Consider the following 23,492-nt stretch of genomic DNA (forward strand, 5'->3'; position numbering starts at 1 on the left):
CCTTGTCCGCTTCAGCGCCCGAACTCGTTCTCGAAAGCGCGAATGCAGCTCCCGTCCCTCGAAGGGTCCAGCACGGCGAAATGAATGCTTTCGAACGATGCGCCGTAGCCTTCTTCCTCGATCAATTCCCGCCACCAAGCGGCGACTTTGACCGGATCGTTGCGGAACACGCCGCAGCCGTATGCGCCCAGAATCAGATTCCGGTCTCCCCGATGCGCGAATATAGCCAGCGAAAGCCGCATGCGGTTCTTCATCGCCCGAAGCGCTAGCGCTGCGTCTTCGCCCTTCAGCAGTACTTGACCGTAATTGACCGCGGGCAACGTCAATACCGAGGCCGTTACCGGCTCGCCCAACAAGGCGAATTTCTCGTCTCTGAAAAATACGACGTCGGGAGAGTAAATCGCGTGATCGGTATAGATCATCGATAGGCATGCGCGGTTCGCCTTATAGTAGCCTTCGTTGCGGAGCAGCGTGCCGTACAAGCCTCCGGACGCGGCCAGGCTTTCCTCCTGCGCCATCGCGCCGTTCAGGAAGCCTCCTCCCGGATTTTTCGCGCTCGCGAAGTTGAGGACCGCTATTCTCTCGGCACCCGATCCAGCCGCGGACAAAATCGCTTTGACGGTCGCTTCGTTCGCTACCGTGAGCAGGGCCTGCCTCGTCTCGGGCTCGATTCGGCGTTCGCCGACGTATGCCGCTCCCTGCTCGGGCGTAATCAACGCGCTCCCGTTCTCGGACTTCCTCTGCGCTTCGGCGATCTCGATTCGCCGTCCGTTATATTCGTAGTAACCTTCTTGCATGATTCGCACCGTCTCGCGGGCGATCTCTTTGCGATCCATTCTAATCCCCTTCTTCCTTCAACAACTCATCCCGCGCTTCGGTCAGAGCGAAGCCGAGCAGATTCGTTCCTTTCCATCTCATCGGATGACCCGAATCCGGATGATCGCGGCCGATTCCGATGCCCCATATGCGATCGTAGGGGCTTGCCTCTACGAGGATCAGGTCCCCGGTAGAAAGTAAATATCGCTTCAACTCGGCGTTCTGCGCAAACTTCGCTCTGCAGCCTCGTTTGACGGCTTCATAGCCATGCCTCTCCCATATGGCGGTATCGAAATTCCTCACCGTGCGCCCTAATGCTTTCATTTCTTGAGGCTTAGAGGCGTTCATGATCGCGGCCAGCGCCTTCTCGTCGCCGAATAGCCGCGCCTTCTCCGCCATCATGTACTGCTCGGCGCAAGAGTAGCTGATACTGTCGCTTACGAAGTCGCTCATCCACCATTGGCTTAGGCAACTTTCGTTTATGCTGCCGTCTTTAGGCAGCGTATGCCCCCAGAATAGCAAATATCGGAACGCACGCCCCTCGCCGCACGATTTTCTCAAATTCGCTAACGTATAGATCAATTCAATCGCCCCCAGCTTCTGCGGTAAAGCTTCGACGGACGATGGCCCGCCGTCTCCGCGTAGTGATCCGTCTCTTCCACCAAGTGAGAGATTTTGCGCCGGAACGCCGCCTTCAGCAGCTCCTTATCCAAAATCACCTCGTACACTTGCTGCAATTCCGTCAGGGTAAACAACGTCGGCATCAGATGGAACGCAACGTCCGTGTAAGACGCTTTGCCCCGAAGTCGTTCGATCGCGCAGGCGATGATTTTCGCGTGGTCGAAGGCCAGGCCGTCGTTCGAAAATACCGCATACTCCGAAGACGTCGACGATTCCGATACGATCGTCCGTTGCTCCACCTCGGCCGTCAATGTTAAGCTCCCGTTCTCCAGTATCAGCTCGTTTCGAAGGGATTGAACGTAACCGTCCTTCATGCGATCCCTTTGCTCTCGCAGCAATCGATAAGAGACCTTAAACCAAGCGGCTTGATCGGCATCGTCTCCCGCTTTCACTTGCACGTTCTCGCCGTCGATCAGCGCCATGTACGAACAACTCATGATCCATCCCCTCGGATCCCGCCCCAATTCGCTGAACGTATACAGTTGCTCCAGATGAACGTCGGCGACTCCCGTTTCCTCTCGCAGCTCTCTGCGCGCGGCCGACTCCGTCGTCTCGCCCGTCCTTACGAACCCGCCCGGGAGCGCCCATTGCCCGAGATAAGGATGCGCGCCGCGCCGAACGAGCAGAATTCGGAGTTCTTTCTCGGGAAGCTTGCGATAGTTGTCCTCATCCCGATCCGTCACCGTGAAAATCGCCATATCCGCCGCCACCGAAGGCCGCTCGAAGTCGGCCATTCGGTATCCGTTCAAGTATTCGCGTTCCGTTAATCCGTCTTTGTCGCGATTGTCCATATGCCCTCATCCGTTCGTAACGTTTTGATAATAACTATTTGTTACTAAGAAAATAAACGAAAAGGAAGATGCTGTCAAGTACGAAGGGGTTACGGGGCAATGTCGAATCCTGCAAGGGATCGGCAATCGGCTTTGTTTTTTTGCGAAGTAGTAGAACGTACGCCATCTCATCCGCCAGGGTAAGCTTTATTTTTGTTTGCCCATTGTCGAATGGAAGGGATTCCACTATAATCATTTTGTCTAATTATGCTAGATCATGGTGATTCCGGAAATTCGGTTTGACGGCGTCGCCCTCCGGCGCGCCTGCAAATAAAACAACTCTCAGGATGGTGTCCAGTGGTTAATCAAAGAGGCGTGGCCTTGGCAATCGTATTAACGATCATTACTTGCGGCATTTACGGAATCTACTGGTTCATCGTCATGACCAACGACGTGGGCAGACTGAGCGGGGATTCCTCGTTCACGGGCGGCAAACACTTCTTGCTGACGATCGTCACTTGCGGCATTTGGAGCTTCATCTGGGCTTACCAAGTCGGCAAGCAGGTCGCAGAAGCGCAACGTCAACGCGGATTGGCCGTCACGGACAATTCGGTGCTGTATCTCATCCTGAACTTCATCGGACTGAGCATCGTCACTTACGCGTTGGTACAATCGGATGTCAATAAAATGGCGTAATCGGATCGTCGACGCAGCCCAAAGAAACCCCAAGACGACTTGGGGTTTCTTGCTGGGTTCGGGAGCGTTGCTCTACTTGAAAGCATGGTTGCCCGCGACGCATGTCGGCATCCCCTGTCCGTTCCGCCTCGTGACGGGACTGCAATGTCCGGGATGCGGCATGACAAGGGCCGCCTCGAGCTTGCTTTCGCTCGACGCGCCTCAAGCGTTCGCCTATAACCCGTTGCCCTTCGTTCTTGCGCCGCTATTCCTCGCTTATTTGTTCGCCAAGAAGAGGAAGGCGAACCGAACCGGCAACGCGATTATGGCCGTCATGCTCGCCATGACGATCGCTTTCGGCGTGCTTCGCAATCTTCCGGGATGGGAGAGCTGGGCATCGTGACAGATCATCAAGCAAAAACGCCTTCGGCGTCCTCTGGGCGCTAAAGAAGCTTTGCGGAGACGATTCAGAAATGGATAAGCGTGAAACTTATACATTCTGAATCGTTCAAAAAAGGGTTGAGCGGCCATTGTAGCCGCTCAACCCTTTTGCCTATCAAGAATGGAAATCGAGGCCGGAACGAACCTCTTTCACGTATTCGGCGCGAATGCAGAAGTCGCCGAAGCGCTCGCCTTCGTTCCGCTCCTTCGCGTAGCGATTGAAGATCGGACCGAGCTCGCCCAAGATCTCGGCTTCGCCGATGTTCTCGCGGTACAGCTTGTTCAGGCGCTGTCCGGCGAACCCGCCGCCCAAGTACAGGTTGTACTTGCCTGGCGCCTTGCCGATGAACGACACCTCGGCGAGCGCCGGGCGGGCGCAGCCGTTCGGGCATCCGGTCATCCGGATGACGATCTCGTCGTCGCGCAAGCCCGCTTCGTCCAGCATCGTCTCGAGCTTGTCGAGCAAGGACGGCATGTAGCGCTCCGCCTCCGCCATTGCCATGCCGCAAGTCGGAAGCGAGACGCAAGCCATCGCGTTTCTCCGCAGCGCGGAGTAAGCGGCGCCGTCCGTCAGCCCGTACCGGGCGATCAGTTGGTCGATTTTCTTCTTCTTAGCGGCCGGCACGTTCCCGATGATCAAGTTCTGGTTCGGCGTCAGGCGGAAGTCCCCGACATGCGCTTTGGCGATCTCGCGCAAACCGGTCATGAGCAAATAGCCGTCCTCGTCCTTCACGCGGCCGTTCTGAACGAACAGCGTGAAGTGCCACTTATTATCGCTACCCTTCACCCAGCCGTACCGGTCGCCGTTATGGTCGAAATGGTACGCGCGGGTTTCTTGCAGCTTCCAGCCGAGCCGTTGCTGCAGCTCGTCGGCGAACCATTCGATGCCGCGGTCGTCGATCGTGTACTTGAACCTCGCGTGCTTCCGCACCGAGCGATCGCCGTAATCCCGCTGGATCGTGACCGTCTTCTCCGCGACGTCGACCGCCTGTTCCGGTGTAATGAAGCCGATCGTCCGCGCCACTTGCGGATACGTCTTCGTATCGCCATGGGTCATGCCCATGCCGCCGCCGACCGCGACGTTAAAGCCGAGCAGGCGCCCTTTCTCGTGAATCGCGATGAAGCCGAGATCCTGGGAGAACACGTCGACCTCGTTCGCCGGAGGAACCGCGATGCCGATCTTGAACTTCCGAGGCAAGTAGACGGGGCCGTAAATCGGCTCCTGCTCTTCTCCGTTGCGGCTGTCCGCGACTTTCTCTTCGCCGAGCCAGATTTCATGGTAAGCCCGGCTGCGCGGATCGAGGTGCACGCTGATTTTCTGAGCCCACTCCTGCACCTGCTCGTGCACTTCGGACTGGTACGGGTTCGGATTGCACATGACGTTGCGGTTAACGTCGCCGCACGCGGCGAGCGTGCTCAGCAGCTCGTCGTTCACTTCCTTGATGACCGTCTTCATGTTCCACTTGATGACGCCGTGCAGCTGGAACGATTGGCGCGTCGTCAGACGGATCGTTCCGTTGGCGTAGCGTTGCCCGATCCGGTCCATCATCAGCCATTGCTCCGGCGTGACGATGCCCCCGGCCGCCCGGACCCGGACCATGAATTGATAGGCCGGCTCCAGCTTCTGCTTGCTCCGCTCGTTCCGTACGTCGCGGTCGTCTTGCATATAGCTGCCGTGGAATTTCATCAGACGGTTGTCGTCTTCCGAGATCGATCCCGTGATCCGGTCGAGCAGCGTCTCGTCCAGCGTTCCGCGCAGGTAGTTGCTACGGATCTTGATCGCCTCTACATCGCTATGCGGAGCGCCGTTCTTGGATAGCAAATTATTTTCAGACATTCCTCTTCCCCCTTGCCTTCTCGGATCCGGTCTTAATAGACATCCCGTTGGTAACGCTTGTCCTGCTGCATCGTCGCCAAGTAAGCCGCCGCTTCCTCGTCTTCGAGGCCGCCTTCTTGCTTGAGTATCGTCAGCAACGCGGCTTGCACGTCGTGCGCCATCTTCTTCTCGTCTCCGCAGACGTAGACGGCTGCGCCTTGCATGAGCCATTCGTATAATTCTTTGCTATGTTCAAGCATCCGATGCTGCACGTATACCTTCTGATCCGTATCGCGCGAGAACGCGACGTCCATTCGAGTCAGCACGCCGTCCTTCAGCCAGCGCTGCCACTCCACTTGATAAAGGAAGTCGGAAGCGAAATGCTGATCTCCGTAAAATAACCATGTTTTGCCGGCTGCGCCCGACTCTTCGCGTTCGCCCAGGAAAGCACGGAACGGAGCGACGCCCGTGCCCGGCCCGATCATGATGACCGGAACGTCGGGGTTCGCGGGGAGCTTGAAGTTCGGATTGTCCTGCACGAATACCGGGAGCTCCTGCCCCGGCTCCAGCCTCTCCGACACGTAAGTCGAGCATACGCCGTAACGGACCCGGCCGCGCGATTCGTATTCCACCTTGCGGATCGTCAGGTGCACTTCGTCCGGATACGCCTTCGGGCTGCTGGAGATCGAATAGAGGCGAGCCGGAATCTTCCGAAGCAGCGTCACGAACTTCGCCGCCGGGAAGCCTTTCAGATCGTAATCTTGAGCCAGGTCGAGCAAGTCCCGTCCTTTGACGTATTCCTTCAGCTCATGCTCCTTGCCGGAGGCGAGGAGCTCTTGCAGCCCGCTGTTCGGTGCGAGCGCGGCGACTTGCTCGATCAGCGGCTTCGTCAGCACCGTGATCTCGTACGCGCTAGTCAGCGCGTCCTTCACCGGAAGTTCTCCCGCGTTCTTCGGAAGCGGCACGGATACTTCCGGGCTCCAGCCGAACGCTTCGATCACTTCGTCGACGAGCCGCGGATGGTTGGCCGGATACACGCCCAAGCTGTCCCCGGCTTCATAGCGGAGGCCGGAACCCTCCAGAGAAAGCTCCAAATGCCGGGTCTCGCGATCCGAGCCGCGGCCGTTCAGGTTCAAGTTCTCGAGCACGGCGGCCGAGAACGGGTTCGATCTCGAATAGTCGGTCGCCGCGGCGCCAGGGGCAGCGTTTGCGGAGTCGCCCGGCGTCGCCTGGGCGCCCGCCGGCGCTTGGCCGACCGCGGCAATCACGCTGGCCAGCCACTGTTCCGAAGCGTCTTCGTAATCGACGTCGCAATCGACGCGAGGAGCGATGCGCTTGGCGCCGAGCTCCTCTAGCCGCTGATCGAAGTCTTTGCCCGTCTTGCAGAAGAACTCGTAAGACGTGTCGCCGAGCGCGAGCACCGAGAAAGACGTTTCTTCCAACCGGGGCGCCCGCTTGCCGAGCAAGAACTCATGGAAAGAAATCGCGTTGTCCGGCGGATCCCCTTCTCCGTGCGTGCTCACGACCACGAACAAGTTCTGGACCTTCTTGAGCGTATTCGGTTTAAAATCGATCATCGAAGACAGCGTCACTTGGAAGCCTTGGTCTTGCAGCTTGCCGCTCAGCTTCTTCGCCAGCTTGTGGCTGTTGCCCGTCTGCGACCCGAACAATACGGTCGCCTCCCGCGGAGCCGCCGGCGCCGCCGGAGCTGCAGCAGTAGCTACCGCGGCAGTATTCGCACTCGTCGTACCCGTAACCGAAACGCCTGCGCTCGGCAGAGCGGCCAAATACCCGCTCAGCCAAATTTTCTGTCCGTCCGTCAACGTGGGCAACAATTGGTTAAGCCATTCTACCTGGTCTTGCCGAAAAGGACTATTCGTCGCTTGAAGCATGAACCTGAAGCACCTCGCTATCTTGATATGTGCCATATCCGATCATTCTGATATTATTTTATGACATTGATGCTATAACCCTAACATGCCCCGCTGCGGGGCACAACACAATTGATTTTATAGCATCTATAAGCTGAGGCAATAAGTCGGCGGGACGGAGAGCGAGCGCGACTGAAAGTAACGACTCCCGCCTAAGCATACTTCGAGCACGGAATGACTGATCAAGAGCGACTAGCTCACGGCCAAGTGAGGCTTCGGGCGCCGAGTTGCTTATCGGGAGCAATTAACTCACGGCAAGCCGGCCGCACGCCAAAAGCGCCGAGCTTCGATAGCTCGGCGCTTTTCTCGATCTAGCTTATTCTTATGGCTACGGTCGCTGCTTATCCTTGAAGTCCGCTCACGATTTCGCGAAGCCCTACTGCGAGAGGCGTTAAAGGCCGGCCGAGCAGGGTCGGGAGATCGTCGCTCTCCACATCGAGCGAGCCGTCGCGAATGGCTTGCTGGATCGAGACGACGAACGGAATCGCCGGCTCCGGCACGCCCGCGCCGCTCATGATGCTCGCGTAAGTCGCATCGTCCACCTGCTGCACTTGCGCGTCTTTGCCGCTGACTTCGGCCAATATGGCCGCGAGCTCCGCGATCGTCGTCGGCTTGCCGGCCAATTCATAAACCGTATTGTCGCGGCCTTCTCCCGCCAGCACGTTCGCCGCCGCTTCCGCGTAATCCTTTCTCGTCGCCCAGCCGACTTTGCCGTCTCCGGCGGAAGTGACCCAAGGCGCGCCGTGCAATACCGCTTGAATCGTCTGGATCTCGTTCTCCAGGTACCAGTTATTGCGCACGAAGGCATACGGGATTCCGGTCGCCCGGATCGCCTCCTCCGTCGCGCGATGATCGTCGACGAGAGCGAACTTGCTCGTGTCGGCTCGCGGAGCGCTCGTGTAGGCGATGAACCCGACGTTCGCTTGCTTCGCCGCCTTTACCGCTTCGATCTGCTGCTTGACTCGGTTGCCGACGTCCGACGTCGAGACGATGAGAAGCCGGTCGATGCCCTTGAAGGCGGCGGCCAACGATTCCGGTTGATTAAAATCGCCGAAGCGAACGTCTACGCCTCGGGCTTTCAGCGCTTCCGCCTTCTGCGGATCGCGGACGCTGACGGCCACTTGATCCGCCGGCACTTTCGTGAGCAAATGTTCGACGACCAGCGCTCCGAGTTGTCCCGTCGCTCCGGTTACCAATAATTTCGCCACAGAAATCCCTCCAGGTTTAAAATTAGTTGTAACTGCAATGATTACAAGCACATTATACCTTGCGGACGCGCATGAAGCAACCCGCAAAAAACGGCACCTTCCCGGTTGTCGAAGAGACGGCGGCGTCCGATGGTTTTTCCCGCCTTTATCGGACTTAGTATCGACACATATGCGCGGATACAAACGGAAGGCGGTCGCTCCGGGCGACCGCCTTCCAATAGCATCACCACCGGTTGCACCGTTTCGCCTCCTCGACGATCGCTTTGACGCCCTCTTCGATCCGGTCGGTCTTCGCCCTCGAAACGCTGATGCGCAAAAATTTGTCCCTGTCCCCGCAGTCCGACAAGTAAAAATCCTTTCCCGGCACGACAAGGATGTCCCGCTCCGCGAGCCGCTTCGTCATCCGTTCCAAGTTTACCGTCCGCGGCAGCTTGAACCGGACGTAGACCCCTTCGCGAACGTCGGTCGCCTCGACGATCCCTTCGTCGTCGAATTTCTTCAGCGCCTCGTTCAGCGTTCTCATTCGCGCCGCGTATCGGCTGCCGATCGTATGCTTATGCCGGTCGTACATGCCATTGCGGATGTAGACCTCCAGCGCCGCTTGGGACAGCAACGATGTATCTCCGTATCTCTTATGCGCTTGGAATGCGTCGCGCAACGCTTCCGGCAACACGACGGCGCCCAGCCTCAGCCCGGGGAACACGATTTTGGAGAAGCTCTTCACGTATACGGCGCGGCCTGTCCGCTCGTAAGAGAAGATCGGCTCGAACCGCCTCCCCCCGCCTAGATCGGCCATATAGTCATCCTCGACAATGTACACGCCGTACTTGCCGGCCAGCTTGGCGATCGTCTTCCTCTCCTCCTCGCGATACGAGGTGCCGAGCGGATTATGGAATCTCGACATCGTATAGAAGAATTTGATGTCCCCGCTCGCGAACGCCGTCTCCAGTTCACCGAGATCGATGCCTTCCGCCGAACGCGCGATGCCGCGAACGGGGATACCCTCCGCCTCCAGAAAACGTAAATACAGGTCGTAGCTCGGCTGCTCGACGAGCACCGTTCTTTTCCCGCCCGGGAACGCCATCTTCGCCAGAATCTCGAGCGCTTGCTGGGCGCCGGACGTGACGACGATGTCCTCCGCTCCGGCGAATACCTGGTCTCCGGCCAAGTGGGAGACGAGCGTCTGCCGCAGCGTGTCCAAGCCTTGCGGGTGGCCGTATGCGAACAGGCTCGCTTTGTGCCGGTCGATCGCCTTATTCAGGCAGTGCTGAAAGTCCAAATACGGAAACATCTCCTCGTCGGGAGAAGCCGAGGCGAAGTCGATCCGGACCCCGTCCTCCCGATCGCTCGCGTCTCCCGGCTTGGCCACGGCATAGAAACCGCTCTGCGGAATCGAATAAATCGCGTGCCGCTTCTCCAGCTCGGCATAAGCACGCACGATGGTACTCGCGCTGCATTCGTACAGCGCCTTTGCCGCGCGGACGGAAGGCAGCTTGCGGCCGGGACCGAAATGTCCCTCCCGGAGCTTCGATTCCAGATCGGATAAGACAGACAAGTATTTCTTGACGTCCCGCGCGTTCGTCACCATCGCTTCGCGCTCCTTTCCCATTCCCTCTCCCTCTATCATACGGCATCTTCGCCCCAAACTGTACCGGTACAGTTCAAAGAAGTCGACATCGCGCGGCACGCCTCAATGACGTAACCTCATCTTACGGGGATCGTTAATGGCAAAGATACGTTCGAACGATTCCACGATAGCCGGTTTGGAGGTCCTTCGATGCGTAAACCTAGTTTAAAGCTCGCTTATTTCTTAGCCGTCATGAACGCGACCATAATCGGCTTCTCTTTTCTTATGACCAAGGTCGCGATCGACCGCGCCCACCCGCTCGACACGCTCGCGTTCCGGTTCGCCCTCTCGTTCGCCGCCATGTCCGTTCCGGCGGCATTCGGCTGGGTCAAGCTGAATTACCGGGGCAAGCCGGTCGGCAGATTGTTGCTATTGTCGGCGCTGTACCCGCTCGGGTTCTTCACGCTGCAAGCGTACGGACTACGGTATGCCACGTCGGCGGAAGGCGGCATTCTGTACGCGTTCACGCCGGCTATGACGACGATTCTTGCCTCCCTGATTCTGAAAGAACGGACTTCCTCGTTACAGAAGCTCTCGATCTTCCTGTCCGCGTTCGGCGTCGTCTTCATCTTCGCCATGAAGGACGGCGGCGTCGCTTGGTCGAACATGACCGGCATTGCCCTGCTTCTGCTGACCTGTATCGCGTTCGCCGGATACGGCGTATTCGCCCGATCGCTCTCGAAGCAGTTCAATCCGGCGGAAGTCACTTACTTGATTCTGGGAGTCGGATTCGTCAGTTTCCTGGCCGCTTCGCTCGTCAGGCATGCGACGTCCGGCACGCTGGAACGGTTCGCGGCGCCGCTGGCGGACCCTTCCTTCCTCTTGTCGATCTTGTTCCTCGGCGTCTTGGCCACGCTGTCCTCCGCTCTGACCGCCAACTACTTGCTGTCCAAGATGGAGGCTTCCAAGGCCAGCGTGTTCAACAACTTAGCGACCGTCGTCTCCGTCGCGGCCGGGGCGATGTTCCTCGGGGAAAAGGTGACCGCGTACCATGTGATCGGCTCCGCGCTTATTATTGCCGGGGTGATCGGCACCCATCGATTAGGGACGAAGCCCTCGGGCTCGGCCAGCCTCCCGATCCGGCACGATCGCCGGAATCTATCCGGCTGAATCACGGACAAAAACCCCGTCTCGGATAAGCCCGAGACGGGGTTTGGTCGTTCGAACGGCTATCGTGCCGCCACCTCCGTTGCCATTACTGTTGTTGCTGCGTTTCCGGCTGCTGCAGCGGCTCGCCGCTTGGCATATCGCCGTTCGGCATGTCCGGCCGTTCGCCGTCCGGCGGCGTTCCGCCATCGCCGTCTCTGCCGCCTCTGCCTCCGCCGCCTCCGAAGCCCCCGCCGCCTGGACCGCCCATGCCGCTTCTCGCTTCGGTCACGCCCGACTCGTTCACCCACGTGACGATCGAGGCCGCCTCGAACGCCACGACCTTCGTGCCGCCCGTATACTTGCCTCCGTCGTACAACCCGTTCGCCAGGCTGCCGCTCGAAGCGCCTCCGGAATAGATCGCGTACGAGCCGCCCTTCTTCAAGCTTGGCGAGCTAATGAATACGGATTGGTACGTTTTCGAAGGGGCAAACGTCGCGATCTCGTTGCCGTCGCCGTCTTCCAAATGAACGAGCGTACCCGCTTGCTGCGCTTGCGGATATGTCATTAAGATTCCCGCCTGCGTCGATTCGTCGGACGCAGCTTGCACCATGCCGGAGCTGCCGGCCGAGATCAGGAAGCCTCCCGACATGTGGAACGCGCCGTCGTAATCGAGCGAACCGTTGCCGTTATTCGTCGGGCCGTTCACGAGAACCGTGCCGCCCGTCATCTCGATCGACCCGTTCGCGTCCAGTCCGTCGCCCTGCGCGTCGACGGACACGTACCCGCCGCTGATCGTCAGCTTGTTGGTCGACGCGGCGCCGCTTTCCGGACCGCCGCCCATTCCGCCGCCACCGCCGCCTTGCCCGCCTTGCTCGCCTTCCGCCGTCTCGCTGCTGCCGCTCGCGGCGTTAAAGCCGTCATCGCTGGCTACCAGCGTAATTTTGCCCCCGGCGACCTCGATCGTCGGCGCTTCGATCCCTTCGTTGCTCTTTGCGATATCGATCGTGCCCTCCGCGATGCCGACCGACAAATCGGCATGAATACCATCGTCTTCGGCGTTGATCGTGAACTCTCCGCCAGCGATCGTCAGGTTGCCGCTGCTGTGCAGCGCGTCTTCGCCGGACTTCAGGTTGAACGTGCCGCCAGCGATGCCGATAAACCCTTCTTCGCCCGCCGTGTCGTTCGACGTCTTGATGGCATGCCCGCCCGCGTCGACCGTCAGCTCGCCCGCTTGAACGGCGACCAGGTCCTTGCCCATGACGCCGTCGTCGACCGACTTCACGTTAAGCGTTCCTCCGGTAATTTTCAGCTTATCCTTGCTCGTGATGCCGTTGTTATAATTGCCTTGGACCGTCAGCTTGCCGGAGCCGTTGATCGTCAGATCGTCATGGCTGAACACCGCCGCGTTCGGTTCGTCCGTCGTCGCGTCCGGATACACGTACTTCGTGCCGTCCGACACGACGTTATCCGTTCCTTCCGGCAGCGACACGATCGTCTTGCCCGCTTCCTTGACGTAGATCGCCGAGGAGTCGTCATTGTGAATTTCGACGCCGTTCAGCACGAGCCGCACGGTCGCCTCATCCTTCGCGTCGACGACGATCTGTCCGTCGTCCAGCTTCCCGCTGAGCACGTAGGTACCGGCGGACGTAATCGTCACCGTGCCATCCGATACTTCCGCTCCCGCTCCTTCCACTGTAGCGGTTGCGCCGTTCAACTTAATCGCGGTCGCGTCCGTCGCGCTCCAATCGGCGTATGCGTCATCCTCGTCGAATTCCGCCTTGCCGGTTAGCTCGAGGCTTGCCGTCTGCGCCGCCGCAACCGTACCCGTTGCAGATCCCGCCGTCTCCGTCGCCGATACGCCCGTAGATGCCGCGTTGCCTCCGTTCGTTCCGTTGTTGCCGCATGCCGACATCAGAGCCGCGCATAATAGAATAATGCTTAGCGTCCTTGCTTTCTTCGATTTCATCATTCTTCATCTTCCTTCCTTGTTTTAATATTCCGACACGGTCGGACTCATCGTTAACGTAATATCCAAGTTGCCGTTCCTGCACCGAATGGCGTCAAGGAACTCTTTCTGATTCGCTTGATGATCCAGCGTGATCGCGTACACGAGCTCGTACAGGCTGCCAAGCTCGGTCGTCCGTACTTTTCTCAGCTCGTAGGCGACGTTATATTGCTTGAATACTTCATCGAACGCTTCCTCGTAGCCGAGATTTTCCGGAATCGTTACTTTCAGCAGCTTCTGCGTCGCTTTTTTCGCCCCGAAATCGATCTTTTTCAGGAAGAACATCAGCAGGCACAACACGACGGTGAATAGGACGGCGTAGTCGTAAGAGCCGACGCCGCAAGCGAGTCCGGCCGCCATCGCGAAGAGGACGTAGGCGATATCCTTCGGATCGCCCGGCGCGCTTCGGAACCGGATGATCGAGAACGCGCCGGCCAAACTGAACGCCCTGGCGATGTTGCTGCCGATCAGCAGAATGATGATGGCCACGATCGCGGGAAGCACGATCATCGTAAATACGAAGTTCTGGGCGTGGCCGCTCGTCTGCGTTTTCATATAAGTCAAGCTGATCAAGGCGCCGAGCCCGATTGCGATGGCCAGCGTCAGCAGCGCATCCGTAAACGTCAGTGTAGCTTCCGTCGTCGCCGACGAGAAAAGGGAATCGATCATAGCAGTATTCTCTCCTTCGTTAGTTCGCCGCTTTTCAGCGATTTCTTGAATTCGTTGCCGTATTTGGAGAAGCTCGTCCGGAACATCTTCTGCTCCGATAACATGCGGGACAGCCATACCGGAACCGTCTTCTCCGCCTTCACTTCCATTAGCCATTGACCGCGTTCCATGAGTTGATCTCCGTAATCGCCCGCCTCGAGCTTCAGGTCATGCCGCCTGGAGCGGATGTTCGTGTCGAACGTGATGCGCAGATCCCGGTTGTTCTTGCAGAACATCGCGATCCGGTCGTAAGCCAGATACACTTTGGGCTGCAGGTCGTATCTTCCCAAGAAGTATTCGATCTCCCGCACGACTTGCTTGTTCATATAGGGCTGCAGCTCCAGCGTCCGGCCGGTACCGGCAAATTCGTACGCCTCGTTCAGCCTCAGCGACGTCCGCCTCTTGTTCACCAAGCCGAACACTTTTTTCTTCAACTCCAGGTACACTTTAGCGTCCGCCTCGGGCACGCCGTACGACCGGATCCGAAGTTTCTCCCTGTATTTCGGCTTCGCCAAGCTGTTGCGGATCAACGTATCGTGCTCCGTGTCGTAATAAAGGTTGCTAATCGAATAAAACTTGTCGTTCTTGTTGTACGCGTCCAATTCCATATAGTCGAGCAAGCGGTTATAGAGATCGTAGAAAGACTTGCTATCCATCAAATACTTGCTCTCGTACCGGTTGAACACCTCGATCGCCATAGGTTCAAGCTCCTTTCCTGTGGTAAGCGACGACGACTGCCGTTCTTGGCTCGCCGTTCATGTCTGTATATTAGCCCCCGAACCTTTAGCGAATCTTAAATTGTAAACTCTGTGTTAAAATCAATTGATTAAGGTTGATTAAAGGTTCGGTCCCTATAATGAAGCGCAAGCAAACAAGAAGGGGGAGGCAGCCATGAGAATATTAATCGTAGAAGACGAGGTGCATCTTGCCGAGGCGTTAACCCAAATTCTGCGTAAGCAAAATTACTCCGTCGACGCCGTGCACGACGGCCGATCGGGGCTGGACAACGCGTTAAGCGGCATATACGATCTGCTTCTTCTCGACATCATGCTTCCGGAAATGGATGGCATCTCGATCTTGAAGACGATTCGCGGCCAAGGCATCGCGACGCCCGTCATTCTGCTCACCGCCAAAGGCGAGATTAACGACAAGATCTCCGGGCTCGATCACGGGGCCGACGACTACGTGGCCAAGCCGTTCTCGACGGAAGAGCTGATGGCCCGAATCCGGGCGGCGCTTAGGCGCAAAGGGGAAGTCATGCCGGACGATTCGCTGAAGTTCGGCGATATCGAGCTGAATACGGGCACGCTTAAGCTGACGTGCAAGAGCAAAGAGCTCAAGCTGATCTTAAAAGAGAGCGAACTGCTCGAACTATTGATGTCGCGTCGTAGCGCGGTCACTTCCAAGGAGCAGATTATCGAGAAGCTGTGGGGCTTCGATTCGGAGGTCGAGCATAACAACGTGGAGGTCTACATTTCGTTCCTGCGGAAAAAGCTCGCCTTCCTGAACGCCTCGGTTCGTATCAATACGATTCGGGGCGTCGGATACGTATTGGAGGAGACGGTCTAATGTTGTTCACGAAGCTAAGGAACCGGTTCCTCGTCGTGAACCTGGTCATCATCACTTTCATCATGCTCGTGGCCTTCGCCGCGATCTATACGATCACGTATCAGAACGTGCGGAACGATATCGACATGGAGCTGCAACGCGTATCGGAATTTTACCGGGATCCCGGCGGTTTCGGCGGAGGGCAGTTCAAGGGCGGAGGAGAAGGCAAGCGTTCGCAGCAGCCGAAGGGAGGCTTCGGCGACGGACCGTCGCCGGAGCGTTCGGTATCCTTCTCCATGCAGACGGACGCGCAATGGAACGTGACGTCCACGAACTCCCGCTTCGATATGGACGACGAGTTCTATGCCTCCGCGATCGGCAAAGCCGCCGCCAACCCGACGAAAGACGGCCAGTTCGTCCTGGACGGGAACCGCTGGGCCTATACGGTGCAGCAGAACGGATCGGGTTATTCTGTCGTCTTCCTCGACGTGACCGCCCAGCACAAAATATTAACGAATCTCGTATACACGTTTCTCGCGGTCGGCTTCGCCATGCTTATCGTCATTTATTTGACGAGCCGGTATTTCGCCAATCGTTCCATCGCACCCGTCAAGGAGGCGTTCGACAAGCAGAGGCAGTTCATCGCTGACGCCTCGCACGAGCTCAAGACGCCTCTGGCCGTCATCAACACGAACGCGGACGTCCTCTTGTCCAATAGCGATGACAAGATCGCGCATCAATCGAAGTGGCTGCATCACATCAAATCGGAGACGGAACGGATGAAGACGCTGACGAACGATCTGCTGTACTTGACCGAGATCGACGACGCGCGGGCCGGCATGCTGTTCGCGAACTTCAACGTCAGCGAAGCGGTGGAAAGCATCATCCTGACGATGGAAGCGGTCGTGTTCGAGAAGGATCTCGAGCTTAGCTACGACATCGACCCGGACTTGACCGTGCGGGGCAACGCCGAACAGTTCAAGCAAGTCGTTATGATCCTGCTCGACAACGCCATCAAGTACGCGAATCCGAAAGGCTCGATCTCGCTTGCGCTCAAGAAGCGCCATCACGACGTCCTGCTGACGGTGACCAATACCGGCGACGGCATTCCGGCCGAGCATCTGGACCGCATCTTCGACCGCTTCTACCGCGCCGATAAGTCCCGGACCCGCAAGCAGGGCGGTTACGGCCTCGGCCTGGCCATCGCCAAGTCGATCGTCGAGCAGCACCGAGGGCGGATCTACGCGAAGAGCGCCCCGAAGGAAACGACGGCTTTCTTTGTTCAACTTCCGGTTGCATCCGCACCTTGACGGCGCATACACGACCCTCACGGAACGGCTAAACAGGGTGCCTGTCGGGCACCCTATTCGTATGCTCATATTAACGGCTTCGGCCGATTTCAACCCGTAGATCATCCGCCACTTCCCGCGCGACGCGTTCGCCGGACTCGACGGCTCCGTTCAAATGCTTTAGGCAAGGTGCAGGTCAACTTGTCTATCTTGAAGGCTGAGTTCAGCGTGAATGTTGCTTAGAAACAACGTAGTTGGAATATTTAACTGTAAAATGTGCATGAAAAAAGATACGTGGTAAGGCCTTTTGCATGAATTATATGCAAAAGGTGCACTTCATTTTGCGGATTTCAACTGATGCAGGATGAATCCGGTGAAATTAATGTATGTATTACATCTATTTCACCAGATATCTGAGTTTTAGCCGAAATAACTGCATGTTTTACAGTTCATTTGTCTGTCATTAAGCCACAACAGAGTGGAACTCAGCCATCTTGAAAGAACGCGGCCCTTCAGATCCGCTTGCATACCGCTTGGATAAATCCGCCGAAGGCGTCGTGACTGTATGAGAATCCGCGGTCTAAACCTCAGAACGAATACTCTCTCTCGACCTTGCAGATTCTTACTTTGTAGCTTTCGTACCAGACCTGCTTGCCCTTCTCTTGAGCGACTTGGTGAGCCTCGTCCCGTTTCCAGCCGGCGATGGCTTCGAGACTGTCCCAGTAGGAGACGGTAATGCCCGCCCCGGAGACGTCCCTTGCGCTTTCCACTCCGAGAAAGCCCGATTGCTTGCGCGCTAGCTCTTCCATCCGGTCCGCCATCTTTCCGTACCCGTTATCCCCGTCCGTACGTTGACTCGTAAAAATGACCGCGTAATACGGCTCGTTCGTCTCCCGTTGCATGAAAGCCTCGCCCCTTTGCCGAAAAGTATTTGCGTTATTTGGATTATACTCTTATCGGTCGGATATCCAAACGTCCGAGGCCGAAGAGCGCCTAACAGACGAACAACGGCAGTGATTGGCCTTTCTTCGCCGATTGTCCGAATAATTCATGCTCCGCTCGTCCGTCAAGCGATCGAGCAGTTGCGTATCGATCAACCGATCTTGAACGTGTCGTGAATCAGGCTCGTCACTTTGTCCGGTTCTATCGTTTCTTTCTTCTTGCGGCCATCTTCCACGGACGTCAACGAATGATCGCGCAGCGTCACTCGCCCTCGGTCCGTCAGAATCATCAGAAACAACGTTTTGTTGAAAATCGACCGTTCGCCGCATTGCGTCATCGCGGACACTTCGCCGAAATCAACCGGACTTTTCGACCGGAGAGTAAAACGATACAACTTCTCCCATTCCGCGGTTTCCTTCTTCTCCAGAATCTTTCTGTCCCGATCCGAAGGATCCGGCCGGATGCGATATGCGCCGTCGACATCGGAAATCTCTTCTCCCGTCAGGGGAATCGGCCTGCGAAGCGTGTTGCCTCCGAATCCGACGTCCACCAAATAATCGGCGCCTTCGAGGCGAACGACGTTCATGGCATGGGTTTCTTCGATGAACCATTCGCCGTTGACGTATACGGTGGCCGCCGCCAAGGAGACCGAGTACCCCAGGTCGCCCAACAGCAGGTGAAACAAGCCGTTTAGTTCATAGCAGACGCCTCCTCTACGGTAAATGACGATTTTCCGATACAGATCCGACGCGTCGAGGGATAACGGGATGCCTGCCAGAATGTCCAAGTTCTCGAACGGAATCTCCGTCGCGTGCCGCGCTTGCAGCCGCCCGAGAAAACCGATGTCGCGCTCTCCCTCGTCGACGATTCCGATTCTGGCCAAGTAGCGTTGACTGTTCATCGGCTTACACGGAGCTCAACCTGACGATCGAATAATCTTCGTCTTTCGCGTCGCTTGGCACGTCGCCGCCCGCTTTCGGCGCTTTTCCCCGTCCCGCCAAATGCGAGTAAGCCGCCAAACCTAACGCGACCATAACGCTGATCGCGCCGACCCATCCGATATGGGACACGGATGATCCGTTGACGACGATGCCGCCGATCGCCGCGCCGGCCGCGATGCCGAGCTGAAGCACCGTATTGTTCATGCTGATCATAACCTCGGACGATTGGGGCGACAATTGAATGAGACGAACCATCTGCGCCGACACCGTCGTCCATGCCGACAACGACCAAGCGACGAGAATCGGGAAAGTGGCGATCATGCTTTGACCCGCGATCAAGAGAAGAAGCAGCATGGCGGCATGCAACGCCAATCCGGACAGTTGCGTTCTGGCGACGCCCCAACGGTCCGAGCCCATTCCGCCAAGGCGCGAGCCCAGGATACTGAACAAGCCGAAAGCGAACAAGCCGATGCTGAGCTGGCCGGATGTGAAGTGCACGACGTGAAGCAAGTAAGGCGAGATGTACGCGAACACGATCTCGTAGCCGGCGATCCAGAACAGCGTCGTCAGCAGCGTAGAGGAGACGCGTCTGTCTTTCAGCAGCGCCAACTGATGTTTCATGGACGCGGAAGCCTGCCCTTGCATCGAAGGAATGTAGCGGTAGATCGCGGCCAGCGCGGGAATGCTGATCAATCCGATGACGGCGAAGATCGCGTTCCAGCTCATGAAGGCGGCCATGACCCGACCGAGAGGAACGCCGAGCACCATCGATACGCTGAGTCCCGTAATGACGGTGGCGATCGCGCTGCCTTGCTTGCCTTCCGGCGCCAGCCTTGCCGCGAAAGCGAGCGAACCGACCGCGAACACCCCGGTGCTCAGCGCGAGGACGACGCGGGATACCATCAGGAAGCCGTAGCTGCCGCTGAAGTACGCAATGGCGTTACCCGCGATAAATCCGATCAAGGAGTAAGCGAGCAACCTCTTCCGTTCCACCTTGCCTGTGAGAAGGATGAGAATCGGAGACCCGACGGCCACGGTTAGCGCGAACACGCTGACGAGCTGACCCGCGGCGGACACCGACACGCCGAGATCCTCCGCGACCAGATCGAGAATGCCCGCGATGACGAGCTCCGACGTGCCGATCAAGAACGTAACGAAAGCCAATAAATAAATTTTCCAACTCATGCGAAGTCATCTCCCTCATGCCGGCTTAAGCCGGCGCTGCTTCTACGCGGTTTTCTTTGTTAAAATCAGCTTAGCACGCGCAAATCCATATGAAAAATATTCATATTGTTAGTATACTATATGAAAAATATATGGAATAGAGGCACGAACGATGGAACTGAGACAGCTCCGGTATTTCCTCGCGATAGCCAAAGAAGGACAAGTGACCCGCGCCGCTCAGGTGCTCAACATGGCGCAGCCCCCGTTAAGCCAGCAACTGAAGGCGCTCGAAGACGAGCTCGGCGTCACCTTGTTCGAGCGTAACGGCAGAAGGATGCTGCTGACGCAAGCCGGAGAATTGCTTCGCTCGCGCGCGACGTCCATCATTCATCTCGTCTCCGAGACGGAGGATGAGGTCAAGGAGCTGCACCAGGGGATCCGCGGCATCTTGCACATCGGCTCCGCGCGCTCTTGCAGTTCGTTCCTTCCCCCCCGAATCCAGCAATATAAGCTAGCCTATCCGGGGATGACCTTCCGCCTCTGGGAAGGGGATCCGAACGGCCTGTCCTACCGGCTCGAGAGACGCGAGCTCGATCTCGGCCTCATCCGGCTCCCGCTCGAAACGGATCTCGACCCGAATCTGTTTACGGTCGAAGAGCTCAGAGATGAGCCTTTCGTCGCCGTCCTGCCCCCCGCTTGGGATACCGACCCGTCAAACGAAGACATTCGACTCTACGACCTGAAGGATCGGCCGTTCATCCTTCTTCGCAACGAGAAATCGACCGGCACGCACGACATAATCCTGAAGGCTTGCCGGGAACTCGGCTTCGCGCCGAACGTCGTCTGCGAATGCGCCAGCATCAGCACGATGCTATCCATGGTCAGGGAAGGGTTGGGCGTGACCTTGCTTCACGAGTCCGCAGCGAGGGCCTACGTATCGACGCTTCGCGTGAAGCGTCTGACGGATACGCCGGTACGCACGAAGGTCGGGCTCATTTACTTGAAGGACCGCCTGCTGCCTCGCAGCGTCAAGCTGTTCATGGAGACATTCCATGACATGAGGAATGCTTGAAATGGCTTCATTTTCCGTTCAATCGCTAATTAAGATGAAACTGCCTTAGGCTTAATCCGTATCAATACCTATGATCGTTGAAGGGGGATAAGCAATCATGTCCATGTTCAAGCGAATGCTCGCGAGCGCCGGGATCGGAGCGGCTCAAGTCGATCTCCTACTACATGAGGATGAGGTTAACGCGGGAGATACGATGACAGGCGTCGTCCGAATTCAGGGCGGCCGGGTGAATCAGCAAGTCGACGATGTCTATGCTTTCGCCATGACGAGTTACGAGAAGAGCAACAACGACCGCCGTACGACGGAGAACGCGGCGATCGCCAAGTTCCTGCTAGCCGGGAAGTTCACCGTCGAGGCGGAGAAAACTTACGAGTTCCCGGTATCGTTCCGGCTTCCGACCATCACGCCGATGACGACTGCCAGAACGCCCGTGTGGATTCAGACCGGACTGGAAATACAGGAAGCGATTAATCCGAAGGACCGCGACGAGCTTCAGGTCGGGCCGCACCCGCATTCGGCCGTCGTCCTGGAGGCGGTCAGGCAACTCGGCTTCCGCCTTCGCGAAGTCACCTGCGATTATGCGCCGCATATCGGCCGCAAAGCCGGCGTACCTTTCGTTCAAGAGTTCGAGTTCGTCCCCACCTCGCTTTTCCAAGGTCAATTGGACGAATTGGAAGTCGTATTCTTCCCCGACGAGAACGGCATCGACGTGCATCTTCAAGTGGATCGCAAAGCGCGCGGGTTGTCCGGCTTGTTCGCAGAGGCGCTAAATGCCGACGAGCGCATCGTGAAAGTCAGATTCGAGCGCGGTCAACTGTCTCAGGGCTCGGGGTACATTGCCGATCAACTGGGCGATCTTGTTCGCAGATCTCTGTAACCTCGGAATATTATTAAAGACCATCCCGCGGGATGGTCTTTTTCGCGTCTTCTTACCTCAACGTCTTCAAAGCGCCGCTCCAGGCGAGCACTTGGTCGAGCATACCGTTTACGTTCGTGAGATGAAGATCGGCCGGCTTGAATACGGAGCCGTTCTCGAAGTCGGTAAACAGCGAGAGAGCAGGGTGCACGCGAACGTCCGCGACGGACAATTCGCCCAAAATCCCGCGCAGATGCTCGGCCGCCCGGGCGCCGCCGACGGAGCCGTAGCTGACGATGCCCGCCGCCTTGTTGTTCCAAGCGTCCCTTGCGTAATCGAGCGCGTTCTTCAGCGCGCCGGAAATGCTGTGGTTATACTCCTGTACGATAAACACGAAACCGTCGAGGCTCGCAAGCTTGACGTTCCAAGCGGTCGCCTGCTCGGTCGCGTCGGCTTCCCCGAGCAGCGGGAGCTTGTAGTCGGCGATATCGACGATCTCGTAATTCGCGTCGCCCCGCTTATCGGCGACGCTCTTCACCCATTCCCCGACTTGGGGGCTTAAGCGCCCTTGACGGGTGCTTCCCAGAATAATCCCGATATTCAACTTAGTCATGGATTACCTCCCGAGGGATTCGTTATCTTTAACAGATCCTCCTATAAGATATCCATTTTTCGAGGCAATATGTCCATGTGGGTTACGGTTTAGGGTTACGGTTTAGGGTTACGGTTTAGGGTTACGGTTTAGGGTTACGGTTTAGGCTTACGATCCGGAATCCCATGCATAAGGAGACGAGACCAGGTAAGATAATAGCCTTAAGCCCCGCCAGAGAGGTGGTTTCCGTGGTTATAATCGTCCCAGCGTTCCTTGCGTTCCTTGCGTTCCTTGCCCTCGTCTCGTCCGCGATGGCGGGCTCTAGCTTGTACTTCTACCGCATGGCGGTCGCCCGCGCGGACAAGAGTTTCCTAAGCGGCAACCCGGACCTTGCCGCGAACGCGAGCGCCCGTGCGGCCGTTGGCTCCGAAACGAATGCGCATTCCTTGCCGAATGACGATTGGTGGGAACGCCAATCGATCACGGATTGGAGCATCGCGTCGGACGACGGCCTCCGGCTGCACGCCTACTTCATCCCGACGAACCCGATTTCGGATAAAACGGCGATCCTCGCGCACGGATATTCCGGAGACGCCAAACAACTGGTCCCGCTGGCGGAGATGTACAAGGATACGTTCGGCTATAACGTGTTGCTCCCCGACGCCCGCGGGCACGGAAGGAGCGATGGGAAATATATCGGCTTCGGATGGCCGGAACGGCTCGACTATGTTAAATGGATCGATAAGGTGATCGCCCATGTCGGCCCGCAAGCGCAAATCGTGCTGCACGGCATCTCCATGGGAGGAGCGACTGTGCTCATGACCAGCGGGGAAAAGCTGCCTGCGAACGTGAAAGCGGTCGTGGGGGATTGCGGCTACACGTCGGTCAAGGATCAACTCGCTTACCAGCTGAAGCGAATGTACCGCATGCCTTCTTTTCCGATGATTCCTTCGACGAGCCTGATGACCCGAATCAAAGCGGGATATTTCTTCGGGGAAGCATCGGCGCTCGCGCAGGTCCGCAAGTCCCGAACTCCTACGCTGTTCATACACGGGGAAGCCGACACGTTCGTGCCGACCCGAATGGCGCATGAGCTGTACGAGAACGGTCCTTCGGACAAAAGCCTGTACCTTGTCCCCGGAGCCGGTCACGGTCTCGCTCGGCATGCCGATCCGGCAAGCTACGAACGGGAAGTCGGCCGCTTCATCGGACAATATGTCCATCAAGCAAAAACGCCTTCGGCGTCCTCTGGGCGCTGAAGAAGCTTTGCGGAGACGATTCAGAAATGGATAAGCGTGAAACTTATACATTCTGGTAGAGT

The 23,492-nt window shown here is 57.5% G+C and carries 22 protein-coding genes; 8 read left to right on the forward strand and 14 right to left on the reverse strand.

Annotation, left to right across the window (positions count from 1 at the left end; all coding sequences use genetic code 11):
* Positions 1-11: 11 nt before the first annotated feature.
* The 3 genes from ACFPPD_RS09585 to ACFPPD_RS09595 are packed head-to-tail and all read right to left on the reverse strand — an operon-like array spanning position 12 to position 2,288.
* A complete protein-coding gene (locus ACFPPD_RS09585) occupies positions 12-836 on the reverse strand; it encodes a TIGR02452 family protein (protein WP_209748928.1) in 825 nt (274 codons plus the stop codon).
* A 1-nt stretch (position 837) separates the two neighbouring features.
* On the reverse strand, positions 838-1,398 hold the full coding sequence (locus tag ACFPPD_RS09590; RefSeq protein WP_209748929.1) for an NADAR family protein: 561 nt from the start codon (positions 1,396-1,398) through the stop codon (positions 838-840).
* Positions 1,395-2,288, reverse strand: a complete 894-nt coding sequence (locus ACFPPD_RS09595; RefSeq protein WP_209748930.1) for an NUDIX hydrolase — start codon at positions 2,286-2,288, stop codon at positions 1,395-1,397. Before ACFPPD_RS09595 ends, ACFPPD_RS09590 begins: the two co-directional genes overlap by 4 nt.
* 354 nt (positions 2,289-2,642) lie before the next feature.
* Between ACFPPD_RS09595 and ACFPPD_RS09600 the strand changes: the two genes are divergently transcribed.
* Together ACFPPD_RS09600 and ACFPPD_RS09605 are read left to right on the forward strand one after the other, a co-directional pair.
* Entirely contained in the window at positions 2,643-2,963 is a 321-nt protein-coding gene (locus tag ACFPPD_RS09600; protein ID WP_378082025.1) for a DUF4234 domain-containing protein, read from the forward strand.
* A gap of 76 nt (positions 2,964-3,039) precedes the next feature.
* On the forward strand, positions 3,040-3,345 hold the full coding sequence (locus ACFPPD_RS09605; RefSeq protein ID WP_378082004.1) for a DUF2752 domain-containing protein: 306 nt from the start codon (positions 3,040-3,042) through the stop codon (positions 3,343-3,345).
* A 153-nt stretch (positions 3,346-3,498) separates the two neighbouring features.
* Here the strand turns inward: ACFPPD_RS09605 and cysI are convergent, their stop codons facing one another.
* From cysI to ACFPPD_RS09625, 4 genes are all read right to left on the reverse strand, one after another.
* Positions 3,499-5,220, reverse strand: a complete 1,722-nt coding sequence (cysI, locus tag ACFPPD_RS09610; RefSeq protein ID WP_209748933.1) for an assimilatory sulfite reductase (NADPH) hemoprotein subunit — start codon at positions 5,218-5,220, stop codon at positions 3,499-3,501.
* Between the two features lie 32 nt (positions 5,221-5,252).
* Entirely contained in the window at positions 5,253-7,091 is a 1,839-nt protein-coding gene (locus tag ACFPPD_RS09615; RefSeq protein WP_209748934.1) for an assimilatory sulfite reductase (NADPH) flavoprotein subunit, read from the reverse strand.
* 380 nt (positions 7,092-7,471) lie between these two features.
* Entirely contained in the window at positions 7,472-8,338 is an 867-nt protein-coding gene (locus ACFPPD_RS09620; RefSeq protein ID WP_209748935.1) for an SDR family oxidoreductase, read from the reverse strand.
* 223 nt (positions 8,339-8,561) lie between these two features.
* A complete protein-coding gene (locus ACFPPD_RS09625) occupies positions 8,562-9,947 on the reverse strand; it encodes an aminotransferase-like domain-containing protein (protein WP_378082008.1) in 1,386 nt (461 codons plus the stop codon).
* A 168-nt stretch (positions 9,948-10,115) separates the two neighbouring features.
* On the opposite strand from ACFPPD_RS09625, the gene ACFPPD_RS09630 reads away from it, so the two are divergent.
* Complete coding sequence (locus ACFPPD_RS09630; protein ID WP_209748936.1) at positions 10,116-11,075, forward strand: DMT family transporter; 960 nt, start codon at positions 10,116-10,118, stop codon at positions 11,073-11,075.
* A gap of 85 nt (positions 11,076-11,160) precedes the next feature.
* Here the strand turns inward: ACFPPD_RS09630 and ACFPPD_RS09635 are convergent, their stop codons facing one another.
* The 3 genes from ACFPPD_RS09635 to ACFPPD_RS09645 are packed head-to-tail and all read right to left on the reverse strand — an operon-like array spanning position 11,161 to position 14,465.
* Positions 11,161-13,023: a carbohydrate-binding domain-containing protein gene (locus ACFPPD_RS09635; protein ID WP_378082010.1), complete on the reverse strand. Its 1,863-nt coding sequence runs from the start codon at positions 13,021-13,023 to the stop codon at positions 11,161-11,163.
* 21 nt (positions 13,024-13,044) lie between these two features.
* Positions 13,045-13,728, reverse strand: coding sequence for a DUF4956 domain-containing protein (locus ACFPPD_RS09640; RefSeq protein ID WP_209748937.1), 684 nt, complete (start codon positions 13,726-13,728; stop codon positions 13,045-13,047).
* Complete coding sequence (locus ACFPPD_RS09645) at positions 13,725-14,465, reverse strand: polyphosphate polymerase domain-containing protein (RefSeq protein ID WP_209748938.1); 741 nt, start codon at positions 14,463-14,465, stop codon at positions 13,725-13,727. Before ACFPPD_RS09645 ends, ACFPPD_RS09640 begins: the two co-directional genes overlap by 4 nt.
* 193 nt (positions 14,466-14,658) lie before the next feature.
* On the opposite strand from ACFPPD_RS09645, the gene ACFPPD_RS09650 reads away from it, so the two are divergent.
* Complete coding sequence (locus ACFPPD_RS09650) at positions 14,659-15,336, forward strand: response regulator transcription factor (protein WP_209748939.1); 678 nt, start codon at positions 14,659-14,661, stop codon at positions 15,334-15,336.
* Positions 15,337-15,338: 2 nt separating this feature from the next.
* Positions 15,339-16,625: a sensor histidine kinase gene (locus tag ACFPPD_RS09655; RefSeq protein ID WP_209748955.1), complete on the forward strand. Its 1,287-nt coding sequence runs from the start codon at positions 15,339-15,341 to the stop codon at positions 16,623-16,625.
* Positions 16,626-17,191: 566 nt separating this feature from the next.
* Here the strand turns inward: ACFPPD_RS09655 and ACFPPD_RS09660 are convergent.
* The 3 genes from ACFPPD_RS09660 to ACFPPD_RS09670 form a co-directional block, all read right to left on the reverse strand.
* Positions 17,192-17,506: an antibiotic biosynthesis monooxygenase family protein gene (locus ACFPPD_RS09660; protein ID WP_209748940.1), complete on the reverse strand. Its 315-nt coding sequence runs from the start codon at positions 17,504-17,506 to the stop codon at positions 17,192-17,194.
* Between the two features lie 191 nt (positions 17,507-17,697).
* On the reverse strand, positions 17,698-18,447 hold the full coding sequence (locus ACFPPD_RS09665) for an arylamine N-acetyltransferase family protein (RefSeq protein ID WP_209748941.1): 750 nt from the start codon (positions 18,445-18,447) through the stop codon (positions 17,698-17,700).
* 4 nt (positions 18,448-18,451) lie between these two features.
* Entirely contained in the window at positions 18,452-19,672 is a 1,221-nt protein-coding gene (locus tag ACFPPD_RS09670; protein ID WP_209748942.1) for an MFS transporter, read from the reverse strand.
* A gap of 151 nt (positions 19,673-19,823) precedes the next feature.
* Between ACFPPD_RS09670 and ACFPPD_RS09675 the strand changes: the two genes are divergently transcribed.
* Together ACFPPD_RS09675 and ACFPPD_RS09680 are read left to right on the forward strand one after the other, a co-directional pair.
* Positions 19,824-20,723 carry a LysR family transcriptional regulator gene (locus ACFPPD_RS09675; RefSeq protein ID WP_209748943.1) on the forward strand — a complete coding sequence of 300 codons (900 nt, stop codon included), beginning with the start codon at positions 19,824-19,826 and terminating at the stop codon, positions 20,721-20,723.
* A 97-nt stretch (positions 20,724-20,820) separates the two neighbouring features.
* Positions 20,821-21,600 (forward strand): sporulation protein, encoded by a 780-nt coding sequence (locus ACFPPD_RS09680; RefSeq protein ID WP_209748944.1) that lies wholly within the window; start codon positions 20,821-20,823, stop codon positions 21,598-21,600.
* Positions 21,601-21,652: 52 nt separating this feature from the next.
* On the opposite strand, the gene ACFPPD_RS09685 is transcribed toward ACFPPD_RS09680, so the two are convergent.
* Positions 21,653-22,192, reverse strand: coding sequence for an NADPH-dependent FMN reductase (locus ACFPPD_RS09685; RefSeq protein ID WP_209748945.1), 540 nt, complete (start codon positions 22,190-22,192; stop codon positions 21,653-21,655).
* A 290-nt stretch (positions 22,193-22,482) separates the two neighbouring features.
* On the opposite strand from ACFPPD_RS09685, the gene ACFPPD_RS09690 reads away from it, so the two are divergent.
* Positions 22,483-23,430, forward strand: coding sequence for an alpha/beta hydrolase (locus ACFPPD_RS09690; protein WP_378082029.1), 948 nt, complete (start codon positions 22,483-22,485; stop codon positions 23,428-23,430).
* The last annotated feature ends 62 nt before the right edge of the window (positions 23,431-23,492 follow it).

This window comes from Cohnella suwonensis, from assembly GCF_042655365.1.
GTDB lineage: Bacteria > Bacillota > Bacilli > Paenibacillales > Paenibacillaceae > Cohnella > Cohnella suwonensis.